29 protein-coding genes are annotated in these 25,228 nt (G+C 70.3%); 15 read left to right on the plus strand and 14 right to left on the minus strand.

From position 1 onward, the window contains the following. Positions 1 to 10 precede the first annotated feature (10 nt). Genes ABD663_RS01470 through ABD663_RS01490 form a run of 5 tightly spaced genes read left to right on the plus strand, consistent with a single transcriptional unit; the run spans position 11 to position 4,881 of the window. A complete protein-coding gene (locus ABD663_RS01470; RefSeq protein ID WP_344736071.1) occupies positions 11 to 952 on the plus strand; it encodes a siderophore-interacting protein in 942 nt (313 codons plus the stop codon). Further along, positions 949 to 1,977 (plus strand): FecCD family ABC transporter permease, encoded by a 1,029-nt coding sequence (locus ABD663_RS01475; protein ID WP_344736072.1) that lies wholly within the window; start codon positions 949 to 951, stop codon positions 1,975 to 1,977. The genes ABD663_RS01470 and ABD663_RS01475 overlap by 4 nt, the downstream gene beginning before the upstream one ends. Continuing rightward, positions 1,974 to 3,020: a FecCD family ABC transporter permease gene (locus ABD663_RS01480; RefSeq protein WP_344736073.1), complete on the plus strand. Its 1,047-nt coding sequence runs from the start codon at positions 1,974 to 1,976 to the stop codon at positions 3,018 to 3,020. Before ABD663_RS01475 ends, ABD663_RS01480 begins: the two co-directional genes overlap by 4 nt. Beyond that, complete coding sequence (locus ABD663_RS01485; protein ID WP_425561760.1) at positions 3,014 to 3,829, plus strand: ABC transporter ATP-binding protein; 816 nt, start codon at positions 3,014 to 3,016, stop codon at positions 3,827 to 3,829. The genes ABD663_RS01480 and ABD663_RS01485 overlap by 7 nt, the downstream gene beginning before the upstream one ends. 23 nt (positions 3,830 to 3,852) lie before the next feature. Next, positions 3,853 to 4,881 (plus strand): ABC transporter substrate-binding protein, encoded by a 1,029-nt coding sequence (locus ABD663_RS01490; protein ID WP_344736075.1) that lies wholly within the window; start codon positions 3,853 to 3,855, stop codon positions 4,879 to 4,881. A gap of 64 nt (positions 4,882 to 4,945) precedes the next feature. On the opposite strand, the gene ABD663_RS01495 is transcribed toward ABD663_RS01490, so the two are convergent. Then, positions 4,946 to 5,659, minus strand: coding sequence for a hypothetical protein (locus ABD663_RS01495; protein ID WP_344736076.1), 714 nt, complete (start codon positions 5,657 to 5,659; stop codon positions 4,946 to 4,948). 11 nt (positions 5,660 to 5,670) lie between these two features. Then, positions 5,671 to 6,303, minus strand: a complete 633-nt coding sequence (locus ABD663_RS01500; protein WP_344736077.1) for a biotin transporter BioY — start codon at positions 6,301 to 6,303, stop codon at positions 5,671 to 5,673. Positions 6,304 to 6,420: 117 nt separating this feature from the next. Here ABD663_RS01500 and ABD663_RS01505 point away from each other — a divergent pair, with 117 nt between their 5' ends. Further along, on the plus strand, positions 6,421 to 8,019 hold the full coding sequence (locus ABD663_RS01505; RefSeq protein WP_344736078.1) for an ABC-F family ATP-binding cassette domain-containing protein: 1,599 nt from the start codon (positions 6,421 to 6,423) through the stop codon (positions 8,017 to 8,019). Here the strand turns inward: ABD663_RS01505 and ABD663_RS01510 are convergent. Genes ABD663_RS01510 through ABD663_RS01525 form a run of 4 tightly spaced genes read right to left on the minus strand, consistent with a single transcriptional unit; the run spans position 7,992 to position 9,987 of the window. Next, entirely contained in the window at positions 7,992 to 8,858 is an 867-nt protein-coding gene (locus ABD663_RS01510; protein WP_344736079.1) for an SURF1 family cytochrome oxidase biogenesis protein, read from the minus strand. The two genes, ABD663_RS01505 and ABD663_RS01510, sit on opposite strands and share 28 nt — an antisense overlap. Further along, the gene (locus tag ABD663_RS01515; RefSeq protein ID WP_344736080.1) at positions 8,855 to 9,061 is read right to left on the minus strand and encodes a hypothetical protein; all 207 of its coding nucleotides are present in this window, start codon (positions 9,059 to 9,061) and stop codon (positions 8,855 to 8,857) included. Before ABD663_RS01515 ends, ABD663_RS01510 begins: the two co-directional genes overlap by 4 nt. Further along, positions 9,058 to 9,429 carry a DUF3099 domain-containing protein gene (locus ABD663_RS01520; RefSeq protein ID WP_344736081.1) on the minus strand — a complete coding sequence of 124 codons (372 nt, stop codon included), beginning with the start codon at positions 9,427 to 9,429 and terminating at the stop codon, positions 9,058 to 9,060. Before ABD663_RS01520 ends, ABD663_RS01515 begins: the two co-directional genes overlap by 4 nt. Positions 9,430 to 9,480: 51 nt before the next feature. Then, on the minus strand, positions 9,481 to 9,987 hold the full coding sequence (locus ABD663_RS01525) for a DUF4190 domain-containing protein (protein WP_344736082.1): 507 nt from the start codon (positions 9,985 to 9,987) through the stop codon (positions 9,481 to 9,483). Between the two features lie 101 nt (positions 9,988 to 10,088). On the opposite strand from ABD663_RS01525, the gene fabG reads away from it, so the two are divergent. Next, complete coding sequence (gene fabG, locus ABD663_RS01530; protein WP_344736083.1) at positions 10,089 to 10,799, plus strand: 3-oxoacyl-ACP reductase FabG; 711 nt, start codon at positions 10,089 to 10,091, stop codon at positions 10,797 to 10,799. 6 nt (positions 10,800 to 10,805) lie between these two features. Here fabG and ABD663_RS01535 read toward each other — a convergent pair whose 3' ends face one another. The 3 genes from ABD663_RS01535 to ABD663_RS01545 all read right to left on the minus strand — a co-directional run bounded on the left by ABD663_RS01535 (position 10,806) and on the right by ABD663_RS01545 (position 13,481). Further along, a complete protein-coding gene (locus ABD663_RS01535) occupies positions 10,806 to 11,498 on the minus strand; it encodes an alpha/beta fold hydrolase (protein ID WP_344736084.1) in 693 nt (230 codons plus the stop codon). Between the two features lie 38 nt (positions 11,499 to 11,536). Then, the gene (serB, locus tag ABD663_RS01540; protein WP_344736085.1) at positions 11,537 to 12,172 is read right to left on the minus strand and encodes a phosphoserine phosphatase SerB; all 636 of its coding nucleotides are present in this window, start codon (positions 12,170 to 12,172) and stop codon (positions 11,537 to 11,539) included. A 64-nt stretch (positions 12,173 to 12,236) separates the two neighbouring features. Then, positions 12,237 to 13,481: a glucose-1-phosphate adenylyltransferase gene (locus ABD663_RS01545; protein WP_344736086.1), complete on the minus strand. Its 1,245-nt coding sequence runs from the start codon at positions 13,479 to 13,481 to the stop codon at positions 12,237 to 12,239. A gap of 46 nt (positions 13,482 to 13,527) precedes the next feature. Between ABD663_RS01545 and glgA the strand changes: the two genes are divergently transcribed. From glgA to ABD663_RS01560, 3 genes are all read left to right on the plus strand, one after another. Next, the gene (gene glgA / locus ABD663_RS01550) at positions 13,528 to 14,721 is read left to right on the plus strand and encodes a glycogen synthase (RefSeq protein ID WP_344736087.1); all 1,194 of its coding nucleotides are present in this window, start codon (positions 13,528 to 13,530) and stop codon (positions 14,719 to 14,721) included. Positions 14,722 to 14,730: 9 nt separating this feature from the next. Then, positions 14,731 to 15,516 (plus strand): ABC transporter ATP-binding protein, encoded by a 786-nt coding sequence (locus ABD663_RS01555; protein WP_344736088.1) that lies wholly within the window; start codon positions 14,731 to 14,733, stop codon positions 15,514 to 15,516. A gap of 89 nt (positions 15,517 to 15,605) precedes the next feature. After that, on the plus strand, positions 15,606 to 15,860 hold the full coding sequence (locus ABD663_RS01560) for a type B 50S ribosomal protein L31 (protein WP_344736089.1): 255 nt from the start codon (positions 15,606 to 15,608) through the stop codon (positions 15,858 to 15,860). 57 nt (positions 15,861 to 15,917) lie between these two features. Here the strand turns inward: ABD663_RS01560 and ABD663_RS01565 are convergent, their stop codons facing one another. Further along, complete coding sequence (locus ABD663_RS01565) at positions 15,918 to 16,649, minus strand: 3'-5' exonuclease (protein WP_344736090.1); 732 nt, start codon at positions 16,647 to 16,649, stop codon at positions 15,918 to 15,920. A 79-nt stretch (positions 16,650 to 16,728) separates the two neighbouring features. On the opposite strand from ABD663_RS01565, the gene ABD663_RS01570 reads away from it, so the two are divergent. Continuing rightward, on the plus strand, positions 16,729 to 17,622 hold the full coding sequence (locus ABD663_RS01570) for an alpha/beta fold hydrolase (RefSeq protein ID WP_344736091.1): 894 nt from the start codon (positions 16,729 to 16,731) through the stop codon (positions 17,620 to 17,622). On the opposite strand, the gene ABD663_RS01575 is transcribed toward ABD663_RS01570, so the two are convergent. Next, positions 17,609 to 18,178, minus strand: a complete 570-nt coding sequence (locus ABD663_RS01575; protein ID WP_344736092.1) for a CGNR zinc finger domain-containing protein — start codon at positions 18,176 to 18,178, stop codon at positions 17,609 to 17,611. The two genes, ABD663_RS01570 and ABD663_RS01575, sit on opposite strands and share 14 nt — an antisense overlap. Before the next feature lie 76 nt (positions 18,179 to 18,254). Here ABD663_RS01575 and ABD663_RS01580 point away from each other — a divergent pair, with 76 nt between their 5' ends. Next, a complete protein-coding gene (locus tag ABD663_RS01580; RefSeq protein WP_344736093.1) occupies positions 18,255 to 19,223 on the plus strand; it encodes an EamA family transporter in 969 nt (322 codons plus the stop codon). Between the two features lie 6 nt (positions 19,224 to 19,229). Here the strand turns inward: ABD663_RS01580 and ABD663_RS01585 are convergent, their stop codons facing one another. The 3 genes from ABD663_RS01585 to ABD663_RS01595 form a co-directional block, all read right to left on the minus strand. Next, positions 19,230 to 20,516, minus strand: a complete 1,287-nt coding sequence (locus ABD663_RS01585) for a glycosyltransferase (RefSeq protein WP_344736094.1) — start codon at positions 20,514 to 20,516, stop codon at positions 19,230 to 19,232. Then, on the minus strand, positions 20,513 to 20,974 hold the full coding sequence (locus tag ABD663_RS01590; RefSeq protein ID WP_344736096.1) for a GbsR/MarR family transcriptional regulator: 462 nt from the start codon (positions 20,972 to 20,974) through the stop codon (positions 20,513 to 20,515). The genes ABD663_RS01585 and ABD663_RS01590 overlap by 4 nt, the downstream gene beginning before the upstream one ends. 78 nt (positions 20,975 to 21,052) lie before the next feature. Continuing rightward, positions 21,053 to 21,529: an Lrp/AsnC family transcriptional regulator gene (locus ABD663_RS01595; protein WP_344736098.1), complete on the minus strand. Its 477-nt coding sequence runs from the start codon at positions 21,527 to 21,529 to the stop codon at positions 21,053 to 21,055. Positions 21,530 to 21,695: 166 nt separating this feature from the next. On the opposite strand from ABD663_RS01595, the gene pdhA reads away from it, so the two are divergent. Genes pdhA through ABD663_RS01610 form a run of 3 tightly spaced genes read left to right on the plus strand, consistent with a single transcriptional unit; the run spans position 21,696 to position 25,218 of the window. Next, positions 21,696 to 22,826 carry a pyruvate dehydrogenase (acetyl-transferring) E1 component subunit alpha gene (gene pdhA / locus ABD663_RS01600; protein WP_344736099.1) on the plus strand — a complete coding sequence of 377 codons (1,131 nt, stop codon included), beginning with the start codon at positions 21,696 to 21,698 and terminating at the stop codon, positions 22,824 to 22,826. Further along, on the plus strand, positions 22,823 to 23,833 hold the full coding sequence (locus tag ABD663_RS01605) for an alpha-ketoacid dehydrogenase subunit beta (protein WP_344736100.1): 1,011 nt from the start codon (positions 22,823 to 22,825) through the stop codon (positions 23,831 to 23,833). Before pdhA ends, ABD663_RS01605 begins: the two co-directional genes overlap by 4 nt. Continuing rightward, a complete protein-coding gene (locus ABD663_RS01610; RefSeq protein WP_344736101.1) occupies positions 23,830 to 25,218 on the plus strand; it encodes a dihydrolipoamide acetyltransferase family protein in 1,389 nt (462 codons plus the stop codon). Before ABD663_RS01605 ends, ABD663_RS01610 begins: the two co-directional genes overlap by 4 nt. Positions 25,219 to 25,228 lie beyond the last annotated feature (10 nt).

The raw sequence follows: 25,228 nt of genomic DNA on the forward strand, positions 1-25,228 counted from the left end.
GCCTTACCCGGTGAGCTCTTCGACCCCCACACTCGTGCGCCCGGCCTACCGTCCCTACCTCGCACGCGTCAGCGCGGTCCGTCGGCTCGCTCCGCACTTCGTCCGGGTGAGCCTCACCGGTCCCGACCTCGACGTCTTCGGCACGGCCGGCCTCGATCAGCGGGTCAAGCTCATCCTTCCCGGACCCGACGGCACGATCAGCGACTTCGGCCAGGCCGATCCCGATGTCGTCGACGACGGCAGCTGGTACGAACGCTGGCGCGGGCTTGCCGACGACCGTCGCAATCCGCTGCGCACGTACACCGTCCGCCGCATCGACGCCGACGCCCGCATCCTCGACATCGACTTCGTCCTGCACCACGACGCCGGACCGGCGGGCGCGTGGGCCGCAGCAGCCGCAGTCGGCGACCAGCTCGTCGTCGTCGGGCCGGACGAACGCAGCGAGCAATCTCGGATCGGGTTGGACTGGCATCCCGGCACCGCCCGTCGTGTGCTGCTCGCCGGCGATGAGACGGCCGCTCCGGCGATCGCATCCATTCTGGAGTCGCTCGACGATACCTGGCATGCCGATGCCCTCATCGAGGTGCCGACCGCGGATGATCGCCTGCCCGTCGCGGTACCGCCGCACGTGCGCGTGACCTGGCTGGCGCGGGATGCCGCGGCCCACGGTCGCGCACTCACCGAGGCCGTCGCCGGCTGGACCGCCGATCACCGAGACATCCTGAGCCGCGCGGCGGCGCCGCGCACGCAGCCCCTTGCGGACCTGGACGTCGACCGGGACCTGCTGTGGGACAGCCCCGACGAGGGCGACGGCGAGTTCTATGCGTGGATCGCCGGAGAGGCTGCGACGGTGAAGGGCCTTCGCCGTCATCTCGTGCAGGAGTGCGGTGTGGATCGTCGCCGCGTCGCCTTCATGGGGTATTGGCGGCTCGGGCAGTCCGAACGCCAGTGAGCGAGGCCGTCGTCGCGGCGCCGACCCGTGGGGTGCGCGGCGCCGCGCTCGTGATCGCGGCCCTCGCCGTCCTCGTCGCCACCGTGGTGCTGAGCCTCATGATCGGCGCACGACCCATCTCGCCGTCGGTGGTGATCGAGGCGCTGGCGCGCCCCGACCTCGACGTCAACGACCACCTCGTCGTGGTGACGCAGCGTCTGCCACGGACGGTCATCGGAGTGCTGGCTGGGGCGGCGTTGGCCGTCGCGGGCGGCCTCATGCAGGGTCTCACCCGCAATCCGCTCGCCGACCCGGGCCTGCTCGGCGTCAACGCCGGCGCCTCGGTCGCGGTGCTGATCGCGATCACGACGCTCGGTGTCACGCAACCGGCGGGGTTCGTGTGGTTCGCATTCGCGGGCGCCGCGTGTGCCGCCGTCCTGGTGTACGCCATCGGCACGGCGGGTCGTGATGGCGCGAGTCCCGCGAAGCTCGCACTGGCCGGCGCGGCGCTGACCGCCGGTCTCACATCGATCTCGATGTTCGTCCTGACCACCGATCAGGCGGCACTCAACACCTACCGGTTCTGGTCGGTGGGGTCACTGACCGGGCGCGGGCTCGAGGTCGCCCTGCCCCTCGCGCCCGTGATCCTCGCCGGCATCGCGATCGCGCTCGTGAGCAGCCCCGGGTTGAACGTGATGGCGTTGGGCGATGACACCGCACGCGGCCTCGGGCACAGCGTCGGTCGCACGCGTGCTGTCGGCATCGTCGCCGTCGTGATGCTGTGCGGTGCGGCGACGGCGATCGCCGGACCCATCGTGTTCGTCGGTCTGCTGGTGCCGCATGCGGTGCGGGCCCTCGTCGGCGGCGACTACCGGTGGATCCTCGCCGTGGGCGCGCCCCTCGGCGCCGCACTGCTGCTGTCCGCCGATGTGATCGGCCGCGTCATCGCCGCGCCGGCCGAAATCGAAGCGGGGATGATCGTCGCCTTCCTGGGCGCTCCGGTCCTGATCGCCCTCGTCCTGCGCCGACGGACGGCCGCGCTGTGACCGCCCTCGCCCCGCCCACGACCGCGCACGGTGCGGTCGCCGAGGTCCGCCTTCACACCCGCCGGCGATCGCTGCTGGCGACCGCGGCCGCGACGGGGGGACTGCTCGCCGCGTTCGCGATCGCGATGCTGGTCGGCGACTACGCCCTCGAGCCGTGGGCGGTCGTGCGCGCGCTGTTCGGCGACGGATCGCGCATCGATGTGTTCGTCGTGAACCAGGTGCGCCTGCCGCGCGCCGCGATGGCGGTGCTGTGCGGCCTCGCGCTCGGTATCGCCGGCGCGCTGTTCCAGACGCTGCTGCGCAACCCCCTCGCCAGTCCGGACCTGCTCGGAGTCAGCGGGGGAGCGAGTGTCGCGGCCGTGTGGACCACCCTCATCCTCGGGCTGTCCGGTGCCGCCGTGGCGGCATCCGCATTCGTCGGAGGCATGCTCGTCGCCGCCGTGCTGCTGCTCGCCGCCCGGCGTCTCGCCGACGGCGGCTACCGCCTGGTGCTCGCCGGCGTCGGGATCGCGTTCCTGTGCTCTGCGGTGATCGGATACCTCATCAAGCGCGCCCAGGTCACTCAGGCCCAGTCGGCGCTGGTGTGGATCACCGGAAGCATCGGAGCGACGCCGTGGACCGACGTCGTCGTCGTCGCAGCCGTGCTGCTGCTGGTCGCTCCTGCGGTCTGGGCGGCGACACGGCTGCTGCCGATCGTCGAACTCGGCGACCCGCTCGCGAGCGGTCTGGGCGTGCGCCCGGTCGCGGTGCGGATCGGCGTCGTGGTCGTCGCGGTGCTGCTCGCAGCGGCATCCACGGCGTTCATCGGTCCCGTCGGCTTCGTCGCCCTGTGCGCACCGCCCATCGCCCGAGCGCTTCTGGGACGCGGCGCGTCCGGCATCGCCGTCAGCGGCGTCTTCGGCGCCGTGATCCTGCTCGTGTCCGATCTGATCGCCCAGTACGCGATACCGGGCGTCGCCGTGCCGGTCGGCGTCGTCACCGGCCTCGTCGGCGCGCCCTATCTGCTCTGGCTCCTCGCCACATCGAAAGGACACCGCTGGTGACCGCCCCGCGCCTGATCGCACAGCACCTGTCGGCCGGCTATCCCGACCGGCGCGTCATCTCCGACCTCGACTTCGCGGTGACCCCCGGCCGCGTCACCGCCATCATCGGAGCCAACGCGAGCGGCAAATCGACTCTGCTGTCGACGCTCGCCCGCCTGACTCCGCCGCTCGCCGGCCGCGTCGCGCTCGACGACGCCGACATCTCGGGCATCCCCCGCCGTCAACTCGCCCGTACGCTCGGCATCTTGCCGCAGCAGCCGATCGCGCCCGACGGCCTCACGGTGGCAGACCTCGTCTCGCGCGGACGATACCCCCATCGCGGCCTCCTCGGCCGTTGGACCGCCGAAGACGAGCGGGCGGTGGACGACGCCCTCGCGTCCACCGGGATGTCCGCGCTCGCCGACCGCGCGATCGGGGAGCTCTCGGGCGGTCAGCGCCAGCGCGCGTGGATCGCGATGGCGCTGGCGCAGGACCCCCGGATCCTGCTGCTCGACGAACCGACGACCTTCCTCGACCTCGGGCACCAACTCGACGTCCTCGACCTGCTCGTGCGACTCAATCGCGATCGCGGCACGACGGTGGTCGTGGTGCTGCACGACCTCAACCTCGCCGCGCGCTATGCCGACGACCTCGTCGTGATGGCAGCGGGTGCGGTGGTCGCGCACGGCGCGCCGTCGGAGGTCCTCACCGCCGACGTGGTCGCGCGAGCGTTCGACCTGGACGTCGTCGTCATCGACGACCCGCTCACCCGCACCCCCCTCGTCATCCCCGTGCCCGGCGGCTCCCACACGGCCGCCGACGAGGAATAGCCCCCCAAGAAAGGAACCCTTCCATGACACGATCCCGCACCCGGCTGGGTATCGCGACCGCCGCGCTGACCGCCGCCACGTTGGCGCTCACGGCCTGCGCCGGAGAGTCCACTGCCGATCCCGCCGAGGCCGCTCCCGCGGAGGCGGGATTCCCCGTCACCATCAGCGACGCCTTCGGTGAGGCCACGATCGAGACGGCGCCCGAGCGCGTGGTCACCTGGGGATGGAGCACGGCCGATGCCGTGCTGGCGCTCGGCGTCGTACCGGTCGCCATCCCCGCCCAGCCCTATGGCGGCGACGAAGACGGTGTCCTGCCCTGGATCGACGAGAAGCTCCAGGAGCTGGGCGCCGAGACGCCGACGATCCTCGATTCGGCCACGGGCGAGGTGCCCATTCAGGAGATCGCCGCCGCCGACCCTGATCTGTTCCTCGCGCCCTACTCGGGTCTGACACAGGAGGAATACGACCAGCTCACCGGTCTCGGGATCCCGGTCGTCGCGTACCCCGACCAGCCCTGGGCGACGCCGTGGCGCGATGTCATCTCGATCACCGGCCAGGCGCTCGGCAAGTCCGATGAGGCCGCCGCGCTGCTCGACGACATCGACGCCCAGGTATCGGACACCGCGGCGGAGCACCCCGAGTTCGCGGGGCTCACCGTGGCGCAGGTGTGGGACACCGCCGGAACGTTCTACCTCTATCTGCCGGCCGATCCGCGCGTGGAGTTCACCGAGGACCTCGGATTCGTCTCGGCGCCGAGCATCGCCGATCTCGACTCGGGTGAATCCACGTTCTACACGACGGTCGGCTACGAGAACCTCGACCGACTGACCAGCGACGTCCTGGTGGCCTACGCCGACACTCAGGAGCAGATGGACGAGTTCCTCGCGTCCGACCAGGCGCGACTGCTGCCACAGGTGGCCACCGGTGCCGTCGCACAGGTCGTCGGTCCGGCGCAGATCGCCGCAGTGTCGCCACCGACGGCGCTGTCGTTGACGTGGGGGCTCGATGCCTACGTCGACGCGCTCACGCAGGCGGTGGCTGCGCTGCGCTAGCTGCGGCGGATCCCGCCCAGCGCAGAGCCCCGATCCCGCGCGGATCGGGGCTCTGCGTCGGTACTCAGCCCGTGGCGTCGGGCTCGCGCAGTTCGATCCACAGCGCCTCTGCGGACGCCAGCAGGCGGCCGTCCTCGGAGTACAGCGCCGAGCCCGAACGGATCTTGCGGCCGTCCTTGCCACGCGGCCACCCGAGCACGACGCAGCGTTCGTCGGCGGCAGGCCGGGCCTCGACGTGCGCTGTCAGGCGGCCGAGCAGGATTCGCGTCGAGCCGCCGTGGAAGGCGAGGTGACCGAACCAGGACGGGCAGTCCAATGCCGCCCACACCAGCTCGATCCGCGCTCGACCTGCCGTGCACAGGTCGGCGGGCGCGGTCCACGGCGCCGCGACGACCTCGCGCCCGTCTACGGCACCGGGAAAGATCCGCAGCGCATCGGTGCCGCGATCGGTGCCGCACACGAAGCACGTGGGGTAGGGGTGGTCGTGGAATCCCACGTATCGCGTCGAGGCCTCGACGGCGTCGTCCCACGAAACCGGGAGAGGGGGCCGTCCCTCGAGCCGACCGGCCACGGCTTCGGCGAGAAGCGTGCCGTCGTGCCGCAGGGCGACACCGGAGTCGGTCCGGTCGAGTCGCAGGTCGACGTCGAGCGGGGTCGGCGCCCGCAACGTGACCTGCACCGGCCCGTCGAACACCGCCGCGAGCGTGCCCGCCGTCCAGCCGCCGTTGGCACTGTGCGGCGGCCCTCGGAAGCGGGACGGGATCGCGACGGTCGACACCGCGACCCGACTCAGTCCTTGCGCGCGTCCACGGCGCGCACGACGAGCCAGGCGCCCGGCACGATGAGCGCGGCGAAGGCGGCCTTGATGAGACCGGGGATGATGAAGGGCAGGACCCCGGCGGCCATGATCGAGGCGACCGTGATCTGCTGTCCCATCACGGTCGACAGGATGAGCGCCACGTAGGGCACGCCGATGAGGAACGGGATGACCGATGCCGCCACGAAGCCGACGAACGCGAGCCAGGGCTTGCGATCCCACGCGCGCTCGGCGAACCAGCCGGCGACATAGGCCGCGGGGATGAAGCCGAGAATGAAGCCGAACGACGGCAGCAGCACGTACGCGGGACCCGCGACCGGGCCCGCGAACACGGGGAGGCCGGCGAGACCGACGAGCATGTAGGTCGTGAGCGCCGCCGCGCCGCGACGGGCTCCGAGGGCGGCGCCGACCACGATCACCCCGAGGGTCTGACCGGTGATGGGCACGGGTCCGATGAAGAACGACACCTTGGCGAGCAGGGCGACCACAGCGACTCCCGACAGCACGAGCGCGGCGTCGACGGCGAACGCGCGGGCGCGTGAAGACGGGCGGGCGACGAGGTCGGCGAGTACGCGGCGCGGCGGTGCGGCGACGATGGAGGACATGGGCGGCTCCTTGGAGAGTCGGGCCCGGGAAGGGCGTCGGGGCGTCGCGACTTATACTAGGGGGCTGGCCGTCGGTCATCCCCTGTCCCCCTTCTCCGAACGAAACGGACGTCTGCTGTGCTCGCCGTGCACGACCTCGAGATCCGCGTGGGCGCACGCGTGCTCATGTCCGACGTGTCGTTCCGTGTCTCCGACGGCGACAAGATCGGTCTGGTCGGCCGCAACGGCGCGGGAAAGACGACCCTGACGAAGGTGCTCGCGGGCGACGTCCTCCCCAGCGACGGACGCGTCGAGCGTGCAGGCGAGCTGGGGTACCTGCCCCAGGACCCGCGCACCGGTGACCCCGACGACCTCGCGCGCACCCGCATCCTCGATGCACGCGGGCTCGGGCAGCTCGCGATCGGCATGCGGGAGGCATCCGAGGAGATGGGCTCCGACGACCCGGAGACCGCCGCACGTGCCATGCGCCGCTATGCGAACCTCACGGAGCGCTTCGAAGCGCTGGGCGGATACGCCGCCGAGGCCGAGGCGGCGTCGATCGCGCACAACCTCGCGCTGCCGGACCGCATCCTGGACCAGCCGCTGCGGACCCTCTCGGGCGGCCAGCGACGACGCATCGAACTGGCCCGCATCCTCTTCTCGGACGCCGGCACGATGATCCTCGATGAGCCGACCAACCACCTCGACGCCGACAGCGTCGTGTGGCTGCGGGAGTTCCTGCGCGGCTATCGGGGCGGCCTCATCGTCATCAGCCACGATGTCGAGCTCGTCGGCGAGACCGTCAACCGCGTCTTCTACCTCGACGCCAACCGCCAGGTGATCGACGTCTACAACATGAACTGGAAGAACTACCTGCGTCAGCGGGTGGCCGACGAGGAGCGGCGCAAGAAGGAACGCGCCAACGTCGAGAAGAAGGCCACCGCGCTGCAGCAGCAGGCCGCCCGGTTCGGGGCGAAGGCCTCGAAGGCGGCCGCGGCCCACCAGATGGTCGCGCGGGCCGAGAAGATGCTCGCCGGTCTCGAAGAGGTGCGCCAGCAGGACCGCGTCGCGAAGCTGCGGTTCCCGAAACCCTCACCGTGCGGCAAGACGCCGATCACAGCGTCGGGTCTGTCGAAGTCGTACGGCTCGCTCGAGATCTTCACCGACGTCGATCTCGCGATCGACCGCGGCTCGCGGGTGGTCGTGCTCGGCCTGAACGGGGCCGGCAAGACGACGCTCCTGCGGATCCTCGCGGGCGTCGACCGTGCCGACACGGGCACCGTCGACGCCGGCCACGGACTCAAGATCGGCTACTACGCGCAGGAGCACGAGAACCTCGACGTCGACCGGACGGTCCTCGACAACATGATGTCGGCCGCGCCGGACATCACGGCCACCGATGCCCGCAAGGTGCTCGGATCGTTCCTGTTCACCGGTGACGACGTCCTCAAGCCCGCCGGTGTGCTCTCCGGCGGCGAGAAGACGCGCCTGTCGTTGGCCACGCTCGTCGTCTCGAGCGCCAACGTCCTCCTTCTCGACGAGCCCACCAACAACCTCGACCCCGCATCCCGCGAGGAGATCCTCGGCGCGCTCGCCCACTACGAGGGCGCGGTGATCCTCGTCTCGCACGACGAGGGCGCGGTGGAGGCGCTCAACCCGGAACGGGTGCTCATCCTGCCCGACGGCGTCGAGGACATCTGGGGACGCGACTACGCGGAGCTCGTCGCCTTGGCCTGATCTGCGGAGAGCGCGTCGTCGGCGAGCGCGTCCTCGATGTCGGCGTCCGGATCGCGGCGGCCGCGCTGGGGCGGACGGGCAGCGGTGTCTTCCTCATCGTCGGCTTCGTGGCGGTGGCGCACCTCGGTGCGGATGACGTACCCGATGAAGACGAAGCCCATGATCGCGAACAGGATCCATTGGATCGCATACGACAGATGCGGTCCGGGATCCTCCGACGGGTCTTCGACGGCCGCCGGGCGTTCGGTCGCCGGGTCCTCCGAGACCAGCGCGCCGTACGCGTCGACCAGTCCGCTCGAATCGAGCGTCTCGGCGATGAGCGGCAGATGGATGGTCGGGACCTGACCCTCGGGAGCGGAGCGGCCCGACGGCGGCAGCGGCTCACCGGTGCGCAGTCGCACGACCACCGTCGCCGCGCCCTCGGGCGGCGCCGGCACGTGATCCGGCTCGGACTGCTCGGAGCCCGGGGGCACCCAGCCGCGGTCGACCACGATCACACGCCCGTCGTCCAGCGCGAACGGAACGAGCACCTCGTAGGCGGCGGTGCCCCCGTGGGCGCGGTTGCGCGCGAGCAGGGTCGCGTCGGCGAGGTACCGGCCGGTCAGCGTGACCGGACGCCACTCGTCGGCATCGTCGAACGATTCGCCGAGCGGGATGAGCTCGTCGAGCGGGACGGGGTCACGGTCGTAGTTCGCCTCGACGAGCTCCAACTGCGCCGACCTCTCGGCGTTGCGAGCGAACTGCCAGTTCGAGAGGAAGGCGCACGCGACCGCGAAGGTGACGGCGATCGCGACATACGCCGCCCATCGCACGCCGGCCGAGACACGACGTCCGCTCATCGTGCTCCCTCGAACGTGTCGACCTCGACGGGGAAGTCGCGGGCGGTGAGGAACTCGCGGAGGTAGTCGACGTGCGCATCGCATGCGAGCCACACCTTGCGCCGGTCGGCGTCGTGAATGCGCGGATTCCGCCACTTCACGCGCCACCGTGCACCCTCGTGGCATCCCGCGCGCGAACAGCGCGCGTCGACGTCGCCGATCATGCGCGCGGTTCCTGCTCGGATTCGTCCGGGGACGCCTCTGCGATCCTGATCACCCGCTCATCGCCGGCTGCGGGCGCCTCGGGAGCTGAGGGACCGGCGGTGAGCACGCGTTCGGGACTCTCGGCCGGGCGGTTCTTGCCCTCCTCGCCGACGTTCGCCAGGACGACGGCGAAATACGGCAGGAAGACCGCCGCCAACCCGAAGACCCAGGTGTACCAGCCGTACGGAGTGATCACGACCATGAGCACGAAGCAGAGCACCCGCACGCCCATCATGACCAGATAGCGCGTCGAACGCGCGTGTGCGCTGTCGCGCGGTGCGCGCGGCAGGGAGGTGGCCGACTGCGGCCGCGGGATGCTCCTGGTCACGGTCCTACCAGACTACGCCGCCGGAGCGATCGCGGCGCCTGGTCGGCCGCGTCAGGTCGTGGTCGGGATGGTGGTCATCATGTACGGGATGAACGCGAAGAGCAGGATGAGGCCGAGGATCGAGAAGGCGAGTCCGACCCACCCGAGGATCGTGCCCGTCAGGCCCATGCCGCGGCCCTGTTCGCCGGTCTGCTTGATCTGCGAAAGCGACATGTGGCCGGTGATGACGCCGACGATCGATCCGATGAACGGCACGAAGACGAGACCGACGATCGACGCGATGAGCGAGACGACCGCGAGCGTGTTCGTCTTCGCGGATCCGTACGCCGACCCGTAGGCCGGCGCCGCCGCGTACTGCTGCTGGGGGGTGCCGTACGCGGGCGGCGGGTAGCCGCCCGGCTGCGACGGCTGCTGCCCGTAGGGCGGGGGCGTGGGGGCGGGCTGAGTGGCCGAAGCGGGAGGCGGATAGGCCGACGGGGCCTGCGGATATGCCGGCGGCTGCGGCGGCTGCGGCGGCTGCGGTGCGCGGCCGTCGGGCGGGGGAGTCGTGTCGCTCATGCTGACCTCTCAGTTCGGTGAGATCAGCGTTCCAGCGAGGGGCCGGAGTGTCAAACGGCGTGCGGCTAGGCTGGGGCGGTTCGTCAACCCGGGAGAGCACCATGTCCACTGACCGCGTCGTCCTTGTCACCGGCGGTAACCGCGGCATCGGCCGCGCGATCGCCGAACGCTTCGTCTCCGAGGGCTATCGCGTCGCGGTGACCGCTCGATCGGGTGAGGGGCCCGCGGGCACGGTGACGGTGCGCGCCGACGTCACCGACGCCGCAGCGGTCGACGCCGCGTTCACCGAGGTCGAGCAGCGGCTCGGCCCGGTCGAGATCGTGGTCGCCAATGCCGGGATCACCAAAGACACCTTGCTGCTGCGCATGAGCGAAGAGGACTTCGACAGCGTGGTGGCGACGAACCTCGGCGGCGCGTTCCGCGTCGTCAAGCGCGCGTCGAAGGGGATGCTGCGGGCCCGCTGGGGTCGCGTGATCCTGATCTCGAGCGTCGTGGGCCTGTTCGGCTCGGCGGGGCAGATCAACTACAGCTCGTCCAAGAGCGGGCTGGTGGGCTTCGCGCGCTCGCTCACTCGTGAACTCGGGGCCCGCGGGATCACCGCGAACGTCGTCGCGCCGGGATTCATCGAGACCGACATGACCGCGGCACTGCCCGAGGACACGCAGGCCGACTACCGCAAGAGCATCCCCGCCGGCCGATTCGCGACGGCCGACGAGGTCGCCGGTGTCGTCACCTGGATCGCCTCCGACGACGCGGCTTACATCTCGGGTGCCGTCATTCCCGTCGACGGTGGCCTCGGGATGGGGCACTGACGCGGATCAGCGCACGGCGTCGACGATCGCCGCGGCGAGTCGCTCCGGCTGCGAGAACTGCGGCCAGTGGCCGGTGTCGAGCGTCACGACCTCGACGTCGGAGATCGCCGCGAACTCGTCGTTCCACGGACCCCACTCGGCCAGCATCGTGCGCAGACCCGCTTCGTCGGCTGAGCCCGAGAGCACCGTGACGGGCACGGCATACCGCCGCTCGTCGCCGAGGCGGATGCGGTCGGTCGGCACCTTGGCGGGCACCGGTGCCGTGTGCGCCGCCGTCCGCGTGCGCGTCTGCTCGTCGAGGTCGGCGATGTCGGGCGCATCGAAGTGATCCCAGCCGGGGAACGGCACCACACCGTCGACGACGTCGAACTCCGAGATGCCGAAGCCGTCGGGCGGGGGAGCCGTATCGACGAAGACGACCCGGGCGACTTTCGTCGGCCGTGCATCGGCGGCGCCCCACACGACGTTGCCGCCACCCGAGTGGCCCACCAGCACGACCGGATCGTCGGCGGAGTCGATGTGCGCGACCACCGCATCGACCCAGTCGGCGATCCCGATCCCGGCCGACTCATCGGCGAGCGCGCCGACACCCGGCATCGTGAGGGGGACCGGCGTGTGGCCCGCATCGGCGAGCGCGGGAAGGATCGGGTCCCACGAGGACGCGTCGAGCCACAGCCCGGGAACGAGGATGATCTGCATGTCGCCGAGGCTACGCCGGTGCGCCGACATCGACGCTTTCACGGCAGGAGCGGGATGACCTCGCGCAGATCCACGGGGCCGATGACGATGTCGGCGGCGGCACGCACGGCGGGCTTCGCGTTGAAGGCGACCCCGAGCCCGGCGGCGGCCATCATGCGGAGGTCGTTGGCCCCGTCGCCGATCGCAATCGTCTGCGTGAGGGGCACACCCCGCTCACCGGCCCACGTGCGCAGGGCGTTGGCCTTGGCCTCGGCATCCACGATCGGTCCGTCGACCGCGCCGGTGAGCACTCCGTCCGCGGCCGTCAGGCGATTGGCGCGCCAGAGGTCGACTCCGAGCGCGGGCGCGATGTCGTCGAGGATCTCGTGGAAGCCTCCGGAGACCACGGCGACCGTGCCACCGCGGGAATGCGCCGTCGCGATCAGCTCCTCGACGCCCGGCGTGGGCTCGACGCGCGCGCGCACGTGCGGGAAAGCCGAGACGGCGACGCCCGCCAGCATGCGCACACGGCTGCGGAGGCTGGTGGCGAAGTCGACATCGCCTCGCATCGCCGCTTCGGTCGCGGCCGTGACCTCGGCCGTGCGCCCGACCTCGTCGGCGATCAGCTCGATGACCTCGTTGCGGATGAGGGTGGAATCGGCGTCGAGCACGACGAGGAACCGGGCGGCGGGCACCCGACCACGCTAGCGCGCGTGCGGGATGGCGCCGAACTCGCCGCCACCCGTCGTCACGAGGGGCTCAGGGTTCGACGACGAGGCCCTTGGCGACCACCGTGATCCCGGTGTCGGTGACGGTGAAACCGCGCTCCAGGTCGCGTTCCCGGTCGACCCCCACGGTCGCCCCTTCGGCGACCACCACGTTCTTGTCGAGGATCGCGCGATGAACGCGCGCACCCTGACCGACACGGACGTGGTCGAACAGCACGGCATCCGTGATGGTCGAGCCGCCGCCGGCAAGGGTCCAGGGCCCCACGACCGACCGCTCCAGGTGCGTGCCCGACAGCACCGAGCCGAGCGAGACGACCGAGTCGATCGCGGTGCCGATGCGGCCGACCGAGTCGCGCACGAACTTCGCGGGCGGCGAGTTCACGGTCTGCGAGTGGATCGGCCAATCGGTGTTGTAGAGGTTGAAGATCGGCAGGGTGGAGATGAGGTCCATGTGGGCGTCGAAGAACGACTCGATCGTTCCCACATCGCGCCAGTAGTAGCGATCGCGAGCGGTCGACCCGGGCACATCGTTGCGATTCATGTCGTAGACGCCCGCCTCGCCGCGCCCGACGAAGTAGGGCACGATGTCGCCGCCCATGTCGTGGTTCGACGTCGGCAGCTCGCCGTCGTACTCGACGGCCTCGATGAGGGCGTCGGTGTCGAAGATGTAGTTGCCCATCGACGCGAGCACCTCGCCGGGGGAGTCGGCCAGGCCCACAGCATCCTGGGGCTTCTCGAGGAACTCGCGGATGCGGGTGGGGTCATCGGCTTCGACGTCGATCACACCGAACTGGTTGGCCAGGCTGATCGGCTGACGGATGCCGGCGACGGTCGCCCGCGCACCCGACTCGATGTGTGCCGCCAGCATCTGTCGGAAGTCCATCCGGTAGACGTGGTCGGCGCCGATCACGATGACGATGTCGGGCTTTTCGTCGTTGATCAGATTCATGCTCTGCAGGATGGCGTCGGCGGACCCCGAGAACCACCGCTTGCCCAGTCGCTGCTGCGCGGGCACCGAGGTCACGTAGGAGTCGAGCAGCGCCGACATGCGCCAGGTCTGCGAGACGTGGCGGTCGAGGCTGTGCGACTTGTACTGGGTCAGCACGACGATCTGGCGCAGCCCGGAATTGATCAGGTTCGAGATCGCGAAGTCGATCAGGCGGTACTGCCCGCCGAAGGGCACCGCCGGTTTGGCACGGTCTGCGGTGAGGGGCATGAGGCGCTTGCCCTCGCCGCCGGCGAGGACGATTCCGAAGACCTTCGGCTGTGCTGGCATGCCACCACACTATGACGCTCTCCGCCGGTGTACTAGCGTTCGACACATGCGCGTCGACATCGTCACGAAGGAGTACCCGCCCGAGATCTACGGCGGTGCGGGAGTGCACGCGACCGAGCTGGTCAAGGCGCTGCGCGCGTCGATCGACGTGCAGGTGCGTGCCTTCGGAGCGCCTCGGAACGAGCCCGGGACGACGTCCTACGGCGTGCCCGCGGAGCTGTCGACCGCGAACCCGGCGCTGCAGACCCTGGGCACGGATCTCGAGATCGTGACCGACGTCGCCGGTGCCGATGTCGTGCACAGCCACACCTGGTACGCGAACTTCGCGGGGCACCTCGCTTCCCTCCTCCACGGGATCCCGCATGTGGTCACCGCCCACAGCCTCGAACCGCTGCGGCCCTGGAAGGCCGAGCAGCTGGGTGGAGGATACGCGGTGTCGAGCTACATCGAGAAGACCGCCTACGAGGGTGCGGCGGCCATCGTCGCGGTGAGTGAGGGGATGCGCGCCGACATCCTGCGCAGCTATCCCGCGCTCGACCCCGACACGGTGCGCGTCATCTACAACGGGATCGACGTCGAGGCGTGGCATCCGGTCGACGATCCCGACCTGCTCGCCGGGTTCGGGATCGACCCGGCGCGCCCGTCGGTGGTCTTCGTCGGGCGCATCACTCGGCAGAAGGGCCTGCCCTACCTGCTGCGGGCGGCCGAGCGGCTGCCCGACGACGTGCAGCTGATCCTGTGTGCGGGCGCCCCCGACACGCCGCAGATCATGGCCGAGGTCGAAGGACTGGTGAGGGGGCTGCAGGAGACCCGCGACGGCGTCGTGTGGATCGACCGGCTGCTGCCGCGCAACGAGCTCAGCGCGATCCTGACGGCGGCGACGACCTTCGTGTGCCCGTCGGTGTACGAGCCCCTGGGCATCGTGAACCTCGAGGCGATGGCGTGCGGCGCCGCTGTCGTGGGAACCGCGACCGGCGGCATCCCCGAAGTCGTCGTCGACGGGGTGACGGGGCGGCTGGTGCCGATCGACCAGGTGCAGGACGGCACCGGGACGCCCACCGACCCCGACGCCTTCGTCGCCGACCTCGCACGCGTGCTGACCGAGGTGGTCGGTGACACCGCGAAGGCCGCCGAGTACGGCCAGGCGGGGCGTCGACGTGCCGCCGACGATTTCAGCTGGCAGCGGATCGCCGAGCAGACCGAGGCGCTGTACGCGGAGGTCGCCCGCACCGGCCGGTAGGCTAGCCGCATGCCGCAGGTGCTCGATTTCGCCGACGTCGTCGTCACAAGGAACGCCAGGGACATCGTCGACCACCTGGACTGGTCGGTCACCGACGATCAGCGCTGGGTGATCCTGGGCCCCAACGGGGCGGGGAAGACCACGCTGCTCCAGCTGGCAGACACCCTCGTGCACCCGACCTCGGGCAGGGTCACCGTGCTCGGCGAGACCCTCGGCCGCACCGACGTGTTCGAGTTGCGCCCGCGGATCGGTTTCGCGTCGACGGCGATGGCGCGCCGCGTCCCGCCGGACGAGACGGTCCTTGACGTCGTGCTCACCGCCGCGTACTCGGTCATGGGCCGGTGGCGGGAGGAATACGAGGACATCGACGAGCGGCGCGCGCTGCGCGTGCTCGCCGAATGGCGGCTCGACGGTCTCGCCGACCGCACGTTCGGCACGCTCAGCGACGGCGAGCAGAAGCGCGTCCAGATCGCCCGTGCCGTGATGACCGACCCGGAGCTGCTGCTGCTCGACGAGCCCACGGCGAGCCTCGATCTGGGGGCTCGTGAAGAGCTCCTGGGGCTGCTGGGCGGATATGCCCAGGCGCCCAGCACTCCGGCGATGGTGATGGTCACGCATCACGTCGAAGAGATCCCGCTCGGCTTCACGCATGTGCTGCTGCTGCGTGACGGCAAGGCCGTCGCGGCCGGTCCGCTGCGCGAGACGCTGACCGCCGACGCCCTCACCGAGACCTTCGGGGCGCGGATCGTGCTCACGGAGGACGCCGGCCGCTACGCGGCGCGCGCCGCGCTCTGACCTCGATTCCGCGTCCGGCGGTCGGTGCTGATAGAATCTTCCTTTGGTGCCATCGCACCGCAGACTTCCCACTGTCCGAAGGATTCCGCATGAAGACCGACATCCACCCCGACTACCAGGCCGTCGTGTTCCGTGACCTCGGCTCGGGCGAGACCTTCCTCACCCGCTCCACCGTCACCAGCGACAAGTCGATCGAGCTCGACGGCGTCGAGTACCCCGTCATCGATGTGGAGATCTCGTCGGCCTCGCACCCGTTCTACACGGGCAAGCAGCGCATCCTCGACTCGGCCGGTCGCGTCGAGAAGTTCAACCAGCGCTTCAAGAACTTCGGCGGCTCGAAGTAATCCCAGCCGCTTCGGAAGACCCCGCCTCGGCGGGGTCTTCCGCGTTGTGCGACCGGTTCAGCGGATCGGCCAGCTGCCGTCGAGCCGCTCCTGTGGGTCGAGCCGGCCGATCTGCACGAAGTAGTCGGTGAGGCTCGCGGCCTGGGCGCGAGCCCACGCGATCTGGCGGGTGTGCATCTCGTGCGCGGTCGCCGGCAGCCACGGCGCGAAACGATCGGCGAGGGCCTGGGCGACGCGACCCGCGGCGACGGCGTCGGCCGACGCCTCATGTGCACCGTCGAGCCGCACCGCGTAGTGCTCGGCGACCACGGCGAGGGTGCGCTTGCCGCGCCGCCACCGGTCGTACGCCTTGTCGACCACGAGCGGGTCGATGACCGGTGACGGGTCGACGATGGGCGGGATGCCGTGGCGCAGTGCCTCGTGCTTGAGCAGTGAGAAGTCGTAGGGCGCGTTGTAGGCGACGATCGGGATGCCTGCGTCGAGCAGCGCACGCAGCGCCTCGACGACTTCGCGCACCACGTCGGGCGCCGGGCGACCCTCGGCGCGGGAACGCTCGGTGGTGATGCCGTGCACGGCCGTCGCGCCTTCGGGGATCGCGACACCGGGATCCGCCAGCCAGTCGCGTGCTCGCACGACACCCCCGTCGGCGTCGAGAACGCCGACGTGCGCGGTGACGATCCGGTCCGAGCGGACGTCGACGCCCGTCGTCTCGAGATCGAACACGCCGACGACTCGCAGCCACTCCGGCCGGTGGAACAGCGGGAGGGTGTCGAGCGAGGGGTCGTGCATGCCGCCCACGGTATGCTCCCGCTCCGACATCCACGGCCAGGCGCTCCGTGGCGTGCGTGCGCGCTCGTAGACTCGCAGGGTGGTGATCGACAATCCGTACGCGGCGGCGCTGGCGGCGATTCCGGTCCGTCGCGCCGAGGCCCAGGTGCTGGGCGCACCGACCGCGTACTGGGTCTACGGCCCCGATGACGCCGAGTCGACGATCATCGCCGTCCACGGGTTCCGCGGCGAGCATCACGGTCTCGAGCCCGTGGTCGCCCACCTTTCCGGCACGCGGGTGATCATGCCCGACCTGCCGGGTTTCGGCGAGACACCCCCGCTTCCGGGTCGCACGCATGATCTGCGCGCCTACGCCGACTGGCTCACGCAGTTCGCCCGCGCGGTCGCGCCCGGTGCCGTCGTGCTCGGGCACTCGTTCGGGTCGATCGTCGCGGCGGCTGCGGTCGCCGACGGGCTCGCCACGCCTGGGCTGATCCTCGTCAACCCGATCGGCGCTCCCGCGCTCGAGGGGCCGCGCGGCATCATGACGCGTCTGGCGATCCTGTACTACGCCGCGGGAGCGCGCCTGCCCGACCGGATGGGCGACGCGCTGCTGCGCAACGGCCTGATCGTGCGTGTCATGAGCGAGACCATGGCCAAGACGAAGGATCCGACACTGCGCGCCTTCGTGCACGACCAGCATGCGACGTACTTCTCCCGCTTCGCCGACCGCGACGTGCTGCACGACGCGTTCGTCACGTCCGTGTCGCACGATGTGCGCGCCTCAGCCCCTCGCATCCCGGTGCCGACACTGCTGGTGGCCGCCGACCGCGACGACATCACTCCCATCGAGAAGGAGCGCGAGCTCGCGACCCTGTTCGCCGACGCCCGGCTCGTCGAGATCCCCGACGTCGGGCACCTCATCCACTACGAGACGCCCGCCGAGGCCGCCGCCGCGATCACTCCCTTCCTCGCCGAGGTCAGGACCCGCTGAGTTCTGCGCGGGCCTTGCGCCGCCGGTACGCGTTGACGTTCATGCGGTTGCCGCAGTTGCCGGTGTCGCAATACCGCTTGGACCGGTTCTTCGAATAGTCGATGTAGACGCTCAGGCAGTCGTCGGCGGCGCACACGCGCACGCGCTCGTACTCGTCCGACCGGATGACATCGACGAAGGCCATCGCTGCTTCGACGAGGATGCGGGTGGCCAGGGGCGCATCCGGGGGTGTGGCGTGGATGTGCCAGTCGTAGTCGTCGTGGATGGCCAACTGCGGCAACGCGTTGCCCTCCTGCAGCATCCGGTTCACGATCGGCACCGCACCGACGCGATCGACCAGCCACAGCTCGCGCAGCAGAGGCCGGATGGCACGGACCTCGGCGAGCTCTTCGGGGCTGCGGTGGATCGATCCCGAGAAGGGATGCGCCGTGAGGAAGGCCTCGAGATCGGCCGGCTTCGAGAGGGTGTCGGCACCTTCGGTGTCGGTGGCGGGGAGGGTGTTGACGAGGTCGACGGCAGCCGCGAGTGAATCTTGGGTGTCATGACCGAAAACCATGTTGACTCCTGACCTTGTGGGGCAGTACTGTCACCAGTGTAATCACCGTTCACTCCTGACTTCCTGGACGGACCGCATGACCGCTCCGACGGCTCCCATCGTCCTCCCCGTCGTCGCACCGGCTCGGCCGCGCCCGACCGGGCTCATCCTCGCCGTCGCGTCGGCGCTGGCCTTCTCGTCGAGCGGCCCGCTCGTGAAGCCGTTGCTGGAAGCCGGCTGGTCGCTCAGCGCGGCCCTGGTCGTGCGCATGGGGATCGCGGGGCTGGTGCTCGCCCCCGCTCTGGTGAAGGCGATCCGCCGCGACCCGCGCTTCCTCATCCGGCACGCGGGCATCATCGTCGTGTTCGGCCTCACCGCCGTGCTCGGCTGCCAGCTGCTGTTCTTCTCGGCGATGCAGCGGATGCCGGTGGCCGTCGCGCTGCTCATCCAGTACCTGGCCCCCGTGATGATCGTCGTGTGGGTGTGGGCGCGCACGCGGCTGCGCCCGTCGCGCCTCGTGATCGGCGGGTCGGTTCTCGCGATCGTCGGACTGGTGCTCGTCGTCGACCTCGCGGGCGCTCGCTTCGACCTGCTCGGCACGCTGTTCGCGCTCGGCGCCGCGGTGTGCGCGGCCGCCTACTTCGTCATCTCCGAGCGCGCCGGCGACGATCTGCCACCGCTCGCCCTCGCCGCGGGCGGCCTGCTGGTCGGAGCTCTGGCCATGATCCTGCTCGCGGTCACGGGGGTCATGCCGTTCCACGCCCCGCCGGTGTCGGTCGAGATCGCCGGTGTCACGCTTCCCTGGTACATCCCGCTGCTGTGGGTCGCGACGGCCTCGACCGCCCTCGGCTACGCGTTCGGCGTGATGGCGGTGCCGCGGGTGGGCTCGCGACTCGCGTCGTTCATCGGTCTGTCCGAAGTGCTCTTCGCCCTCGGCTTCGCGTGGCTGCTGCTGGGCGAGACTCCCGCCCCGATCCAGTTCGTCGGCGGCGGGCTGCTGCTGGCGGGCGTCATCGCCGTCAAGCTCGACGCGGATGCCGGGCGGATCCCCACCGCGGCCCGATAGCGCTCGTCAGCGCGACGCAGCGAGGACGTCGTTGATCTGCGCGACCGCGGTGGCGATGCCGTCCTCGGCCGAGATCGCGCGTCCGATGCCTTCCGCCGTCTCGCGGATGCCGGCATCCGTCGTCGCCTCGCGGATCGCGGCGGCCAGCCGCTCGGCCGTGAGCTTCTTCTGAGGCACCGGGGTCGGACCGGCACCGAGATCGGCGACGCGCGCACCCCAGAAGAACTGGTCGACGATGAACGGGCACACCACCGTCGGGCGGCCCGCTCGGAGGCCCGCCGCGGTCGTGCCGGCGCCGCCATGGTGGACGACGGCCGACACGCGCGAGAAGATCCAGTCGTGCGGCGCCTCGGTGATCGCGAGCACCGAGTCCGGCAGTCCGGCCGTGTCGAGTCCGCCCCAGCCGGATGCCAGGATGCCGCGCACTCCTGCCTGCTCGAGCGCCGCGACGACTTCGCGGGTCATGCGGGCGGGATCGCGGCCCGCCATGCTGCCGAACCCGACGTAGACAGGCGGATCGCCGGCATCGAGGAAATTCACGAGCTCCTGCGGGGGAGTCCAGTCGTCCTCCCCGTCGAGGAACCAGTAGCCGGTGAGGCGGGCGTGCTCCGGCCAATCGGCGGGCCGCGGCAGGACGTGCTCGCTGATGGCGTGGAGCACCTCGATGGGGCGGCCGTCGGGCATGCGCGTCGGCATCGCGGCGTTTTTCACGGGGGCAAGCCCCAGGTCTTCCTCGCGGAAGCGGTTGGCCATCTTCTCGTACTGCCGGTAGCCGGCCGACACGAGGCGGTAGGTCAGTCGGTTGTAGCCCGCGCCGAGGGGAAGTCGGGGCAGCCCGATCACGGGGAAGTCGCCCGTCGGAACGACGACCGGAACCGGCAGCGCCTCGATGGCAGGCACGCCGAGCGCCTCGGCGACGTGCGGACCGGCGAGGGCCTTGGGGTGGTACACGACGAGTTCGGGCTCGGTCGTCCGGGCAGCGCGCCACACGTCGCCGAGCAGACGCTCATTGATCGGGCCGGCCTGCTTGGCGAGCGCGATATTGGTCTTTATCGTTCCCACGAGGCCGCTGGACTCGTCCATCGCGGTGCGCCCGGCATCCGAGTCGAGCAGCAGCAGGATGTCGTCGCTGAGCGGCTCGAACGCGACCCCGTGTCCCGTCACGAAGGAGCGGAACCGCTCGCATGTCGCGACGGTGGGCTCGTGACCCTCTGCGATCAGCCCCTTGGCCAGTGCGACGTAGGGCTGCACGTCGCCGCGCGACCCGACGGTCGCGATGAGAATCCTCGTCATCGTTCCTCTCCCGCCTGGCGCGCGCGGAAATCGTCCATGAGCGCGGGGATTCGCTCGATCATGAACGCGTAGAAGTCGTGGCTGTGCTGAAGTCGCTGTGCGCGGGGCGCATCGTCGCCGACGAGGTCGAGTCCGTTGCGCAGCACTGTCAGGAAGGCGCGCATCTTGGCCGTGGGATCGATCGCGCGGACGAAGGCGTCGTCATCGATCTCGTAGGCGTGACCGCGGCCGTCGGTCGGCACCCGGCGGACCAGACCCGAGCTCTCGAGCGCGCGCATGCCTGTCGACACCGACGCCTTCGACAGTCCGACGGCCTCGCACAGCTGCGCCGTCGTCTGGGCGCGCGGCTCGCAGATCAGCAGCCATCCGAGCAGGGTGCCGAACGACGGGGTCGTGCCCATCTGCGTGAGCGCGACTCCGACTTCCTCGGCATAGCGCCGGGCGTCATCCGCATTCAAGAGTGTTCCAATCGTTCATAATCTTCCGAACACTCTAACAGCAAAAGGATGCGTGTCCCGATGACCGTCAGGCGCGGCTCAGCGCTGGTCTTCGCGGGCGAGCTCGAGCAACGGCACAACGCGATGGCGGATGACCTCACCCATCACCAGGGACGTCTCGGTGCGCTCGACGCCCTCGATCGCGAGGATGCGGGCATCGGTTTCGAAGAGATGCTGCGTGTCACGGCATGCGACGCGCACGAGCAGATCGACCTGTCCGCTCAAGCCGTGGGCCTGCACGATCTCGGGGATGCGCAGCAGCTGCTCGGTGATGCGGGGGAGATCGGCCTGGCGCACGGTGGCGCTGATGAAGGCCTCGATGGGAAAACCCAGCGCGATCGTCGAGATGGACCGCTCGAACGAGAGGAAGACGCCCGATCTCTCGAGTCGGGTCATCCGCGCCTGCACGGTGTTGCGCGACAGGCCGAGCTTCTCGGCGAGGGCGACGACGGTCGCGCGCGGATCGGCTGACAAGGCCGCCAGAAGCTCGAGGTCGACGTGATCGAGGGCACTCATACTGCGAAACGTTAGCACGGTGGATTCGGTTCCTTCTTGGCAACATGCTCAAGTCGATCCGGAATGCTTGAGCTAGGTGCGAGATCGACGTATCGTCGGGCCTGTCGGCGAGGACGCCGGCGATCCGCGACGATCCCTCTCACGAGGAGGGCTCGACACGAGGAGGATGACGATGGCGCACACTCAGACACCGACGGCCGATCTGGCCACCGACGTCGACGACGTCGCACGGCTGCTGAACCCCGACGGCGAACGCGTCGCCGATCCCGACCTCGATCCGTGGGTGAAAGACGTCTCTGTCGACACCCTGCGCGGGCTCTACCGTGACATGGTGATCGTGCGTCGCATCGACACCGAGGGCATCGCCCTGCAGCGGCAGGGCCAGGTCGGCCTGTGGGCTCCCTGCCAGGGCCAGGAGGCCGTTCAGGTCGGCACGGCGCGTGCATTCCGCGACGACGACTTCGTGTTCCCCAGCTACCGCGAGATCGGCGTCAACTACGTGCGCGGCGCGAAGCCCGCCGACTTCGTCCTGGCGTGGCGCGGCGAGGCGCACTCCACGTACAACCCCTACGAGATCAACACCGCGACGCCGCAGATCATCATCGGCGCGCAATCGCTGCACGCGGTCGGCTACGCCATGGGCATCCAGCGCGACGGCACAGACCAGGTCGCCGCAGCGTACTTCGGCGACGGAGCGTCCAGCCAGGGCGACGTCAACGAGGCGATGGTCTTCGCATCATCGTTCCGGGCCCCGGTCGTCTTCGTCTGCACCAACAACCAGTGGGCGATCTCGGAGCCGGTCACCGTCCAGGCGAAGTTCCCGATCGCGGGCCGCGCGCCGGGGTTCGGCATCCCGAGCATGCGCGTCGACGGCAATGACGCGCTCGCGTGCCTTGCCGCGATGCGCTGGGCGCTCGACAACGCCCGTGCCGGGGGCGGTCCCGCGTTCATCGAGGCGGTCACCTACCGGATGGGCCCGCACACCACGTCGGACGACCCGACGCGCTATCGCGACCGTGACGAGGTCGAGGCGTGGCGCCGCCGTGACCCCATCGCCCGCCTCGAGGCTTTGCTGCGCACCGAGGGCGCGTTCGACGACGAGTTCGTCGCCCAGGTCGCCGCGGATGCCGACGCCTTCGGCGCCGACGTGCGCGCCGCGACGCTCGGTGCGAAGACGCGCGAGCCGCTCACGGTGCTCGACGACGTCTACGCCGAGCCGCACTCGGGTCTGGACGAGCAGCGTCGCTGGTACGGCGCCTATCTCGACGGCTTCGCCGACGAGGAGGTGGCGCGATGACGCAGCTCACGATGGCCAAGGCGATCAATCAGGGCCTGCACCGCGCGATGGCCGACGATCCGAAGGTGCTCGTCATGGGCGAGGACATCGGCAAGCTGGGCGGCGTCTTCCGCATCACCGACGGACTGCTCGACGAATTCGGCGGGCAGCGGGTGATCGACACTCCTCTCGCCGAAGCCGGCATCATGGGCACCGCCGTGGGCCTGGCGTTCCGCGGCTATCGTCCGGTCGTCGAGATCCAGTTCGACGGCTTCGTGTACCCCGCGTTCGACCAGATCGTCTGCCAGGTCGCCAAGCTCCATTACCGCACGCACGGCAACGTGAAGATGCCGATCACGATCCGCATCCCCTGGGCCGGCGGTGTCGGCGCGGCCGAGCACCACTCCGAGTCGCCCGAGGCGTATTTCGTGCACACGTCGGGCCTGCGCGTGGTCGCCGTCTCGAACCCGCAGGACGCGTATGTCGTGCTGCGCCAGGCCATCGCCAGCGACGACCCCGTCGTCTTCTTCGAGCCCAAGCGGCTGTATCACTCGAAGGGCGAGGTCGACCTCGACGTGGATCTCGCCGACGCCCCGCCGATGGGGGTCGCACGCGTCGCCCGGGAGGGCTCCGACGTCACGCTGCTGACCTACGGCGCGCAGGTGGCGACGGCAATGGACGCCGCGACCGCCGCCGAGGACGAGGGCATCTCGATGGAGGTCATCGACCTGCGTTCGATCTCGCCGGTCGACTACCGCACCGTGACCGCGTCGGTGCGCAAGACCGGACGGGTCGTCGTCACCCACGAGGCGGCCCGCGAGGCCGGCGTCGGCGCCGAGCTGGTCGCGAGCGTCACGGAGCGGTGTTTCAACTACCTGGAGTCGGCTCCGGTGCGCGTCACCGGGCATGACATCCCGTACCCGCCCGCCAAGCTCGAGAAGTACCACCTTCCCGACCTCGACCGGATCCTCGACGCCGTCGACCGCGTGCTCGACCGGCCGAACAGCCTGACGGGGGTGGAGCTGTGATCCAGGACTTCCTGCTCCCCGACCTGGGCGAGGGTCTGCCCGAAGCCGAGCTCGTCCAGTGGCTCGTCGCCGAGGGTGATGAGGTCACGCTCAACCAGACGATCGCCGAAGTCGAGACCGCGAAGGCGGTCGTCGAGCTGCCGTCTCCGTACGCGGGCACGGTCACGACGCTCCACGCCGCCGCGGGCGATGTCATCGAGGTGGGCTCGGTGCTCATCTCCTACGACATCGGCGGCGATGACACGCCCGCCGCGCCGAAGAAGGAAGCCCCGGTCGAGGCATCCGCCGACGCGTCGGAAGACGAGCCCGAGGAGAAGGCGCAGCCCAACCTTGTCGGCTACGGTGCCGCACCCCGCGCCGGTGGACGACCGAAGCGCCGCGCCCGCGCCGGAGGCGCCGCGCCTGCGTCCGCGGACACCGCCGTCCTCGAGGCTGCGCCGCACGACATCGTGACCGAGCTCGATCACGGCGACACGGTCGTCGAGCGTCCGAGGTCGACGCCGCCGGTGCGCAAGCTCGCGAAGGACCTCGGTGTCGACATCGCGCTGGTGCCTCCGACCGGCGATGCCGGTCTGATCACGCGCGGCGACGTCGAGGAGTACGCCCGTCGTGTGGGATCCGCGCCCACCGCCGGTGCCGCCGCCGAGGATGCCGCGCCGTCGCACCCGCCCGTGACGGCGGGCGAGCGCACGACACGCACGAAGATCCGCGGGGTGCGCAAGCATACGGCGGAGGCGATGGTGCGCTCAGCGTTCACCGCCCCCCACGTCACGACGTTCCTCACCGTCGACGTCACCGCGACGATGGAGCTGGTGGCCTCGCTGCGGGCGGATCGCGCTCTGAGCGAGCACCGCATCGGCGTGCTGGCGATCGCCGCCAAGGCCGTGTGCGCCGCATTGGCCCACCACCCCGAGCTCAACTCGAAGTGGGACGAGGATGCCGGCGAGATCGTCGCCCACCACTACGTCAACCTCGGCATCGCCGCCGCGACAGATCGCGGGCTCGTGGTCCCGAACATCCGAGACGCCCAGGACCTGACGCTCGTCGAGATGTCCGATGCCATCCGGCGGCTCGCCGAGACGGCCCGCGCCGGCAAGACCGCGCCGGCCGACATGATGGGTGGAACCTTCTCGATCACGAACGTGGGCGTCTTCGGCGTCGACGCCGGCACCCCGATCCTCAACCCCGGCGAAGCGGGCATCCTGGCCGTCGGGGCGGTGCGCCGTCAGCCGTGGGAGCACCACGGCGAGATCGCACTGCGCGACGTCATGACGCTGGCGCTGTCGTTCGACCACCGTCTCGTGGACGGCCAGCAGGGTTCGCTGTTCCTGAAGGCCATCGGCGACATCCTGCACGAGCCGGGGCGGGCGATGCTGCTGCGCTGAGAGACGGTGG

It is taken from the genome of Microbacterium awajiense, from assembly GCF_039536545.1.
Classification (GTDB): Bacteria; Actinomycetota; Actinomycetes; order Actinomycetales; family Microbacteriaceae; genus Microbacterium; species Microbacterium awajiense.

Bases quoted from the DNA above. Each gene is read 5' to 3' on its own strand.
- ABD663_RS01490 (WP_344736075.1), top strand. From the start codon at position 3,853: ATGACACGATCCCGCACCCGGCTGGGTATCGCGACCGCCGCGCTGACC.
- ABD663_RS01500 (WP_344736077.1), bottom strand. From the start codon at position 6,303: ATGTCCTCCATCGTCGCCGCACCGCCGCGCCGCGTACTCGCCGACCTC.
- ABD663_RS01510 (WP_344736079.1), bottom strand. From the start codon at position 8,858: ATGAGCGGACGTCGTGTCTCGGCCGGCGTGCGATGGGCGGCGTATGTC.
- ABD663_RS01515 (WP_344736080.1), bottom strand. From the start codon at position 9,061: ATGATCGGCGACGTCGACGCGCGCTGTTCGCGCGCGGGATGCCACGAG.
- ABD663_RS01525 (WP_344736082.1), bottom strand. From the start codon at position 9,987: ATGAGCGACACGACTCCCCCGCCCGACGGCCGCGCACCGCAGCCGCCG.
- fabG (WP_344736083.1), top strand. From the start codon at position 10,089: ATGTCCACTGACCGCGTCGTCCTTGTCACCGGCGGTAACCGCGGCATC.
- ABD663_RS01535 (WP_344736084.1), bottom strand. From the start codon at position 11,498: ATGCAGATCATCCTCGTTCCCGGGCTGTGGCTCGACGCGTCCTCGTGG.
- ABD663_RS01545 (WP_344736086.1), bottom strand. From the start codon at position 13,481: ATGCCAGCACAGCCGAAGGTCTTCGGAATCGTCCTCGCCGGCGGCGAG.
- glgA (WP_344736087.1), top strand. From the start codon at position 13,528: ATGCGCGTCGACATCGTCACGAAGGAGTACCCGCCCGAGATCTACGGC.
- ABD663_RS01555 (WP_344736088.1), top strand. From the start codon at position 14,731: ATGCCGCAGGTGCTCGATTTCGCCGACGTCGTCGTCACAAGGAACGCC.
- ABD663_RS01560 (WP_344736089.1), top strand. From the start codon at position 15,606: ATGAAGACCGACATCCACCCCGACTACCAGGCCGTCGTGTTCCGTGAC.
- ABD663_RS01565 (WP_344736090.1), bottom strand. From the start codon at position 16,649: ATGCACGACCCCTCGCTCGACACCCTCCCGCTGTTCCACCGGCCGGAG.
- ABD663_RS01575 (WP_344736092.1), bottom strand. From the start codon at position 18,178: ATGGTTTTCGGTCATGACACCCAAGATTCACTCGCGGCTGCCGTCGAC.
- ABD663_RS01580 (WP_344736093.1), top strand. From the start codon at position 18,255: ATGACCGCTCCGACGGCTCCCATCGTCCTCCCCGTCGTCGCACCGGCT.
- ABD663_RS01585 (WP_344736094.1), bottom strand. From the start codon at position 20,516: ATGACGAGGATTCTCATCGCGACCGTCGGGTCGCGCGGCGACGTGCAG.
- ABD663_RS01595 (WP_344736098.1), bottom strand. From the start codon at position 21,529: ATGAGTGCCCTCGATCACGTCGACCTCGAGCTTCTGGCGGCCTTGTCA.
- pdhA (WP_344736099.1), top strand. From the start codon at position 21,696: ATGACGATGGCGCACACTCAGACACCGACGGCCGATCTGGCCACCGAC.
- ABD663_RS01605 (WP_344736100.1), top strand. From the start codon at position 22,823: ATGACGCAGCTCACGATGGCCAAGGCGATCAATCAGGGCCTGCACCGC.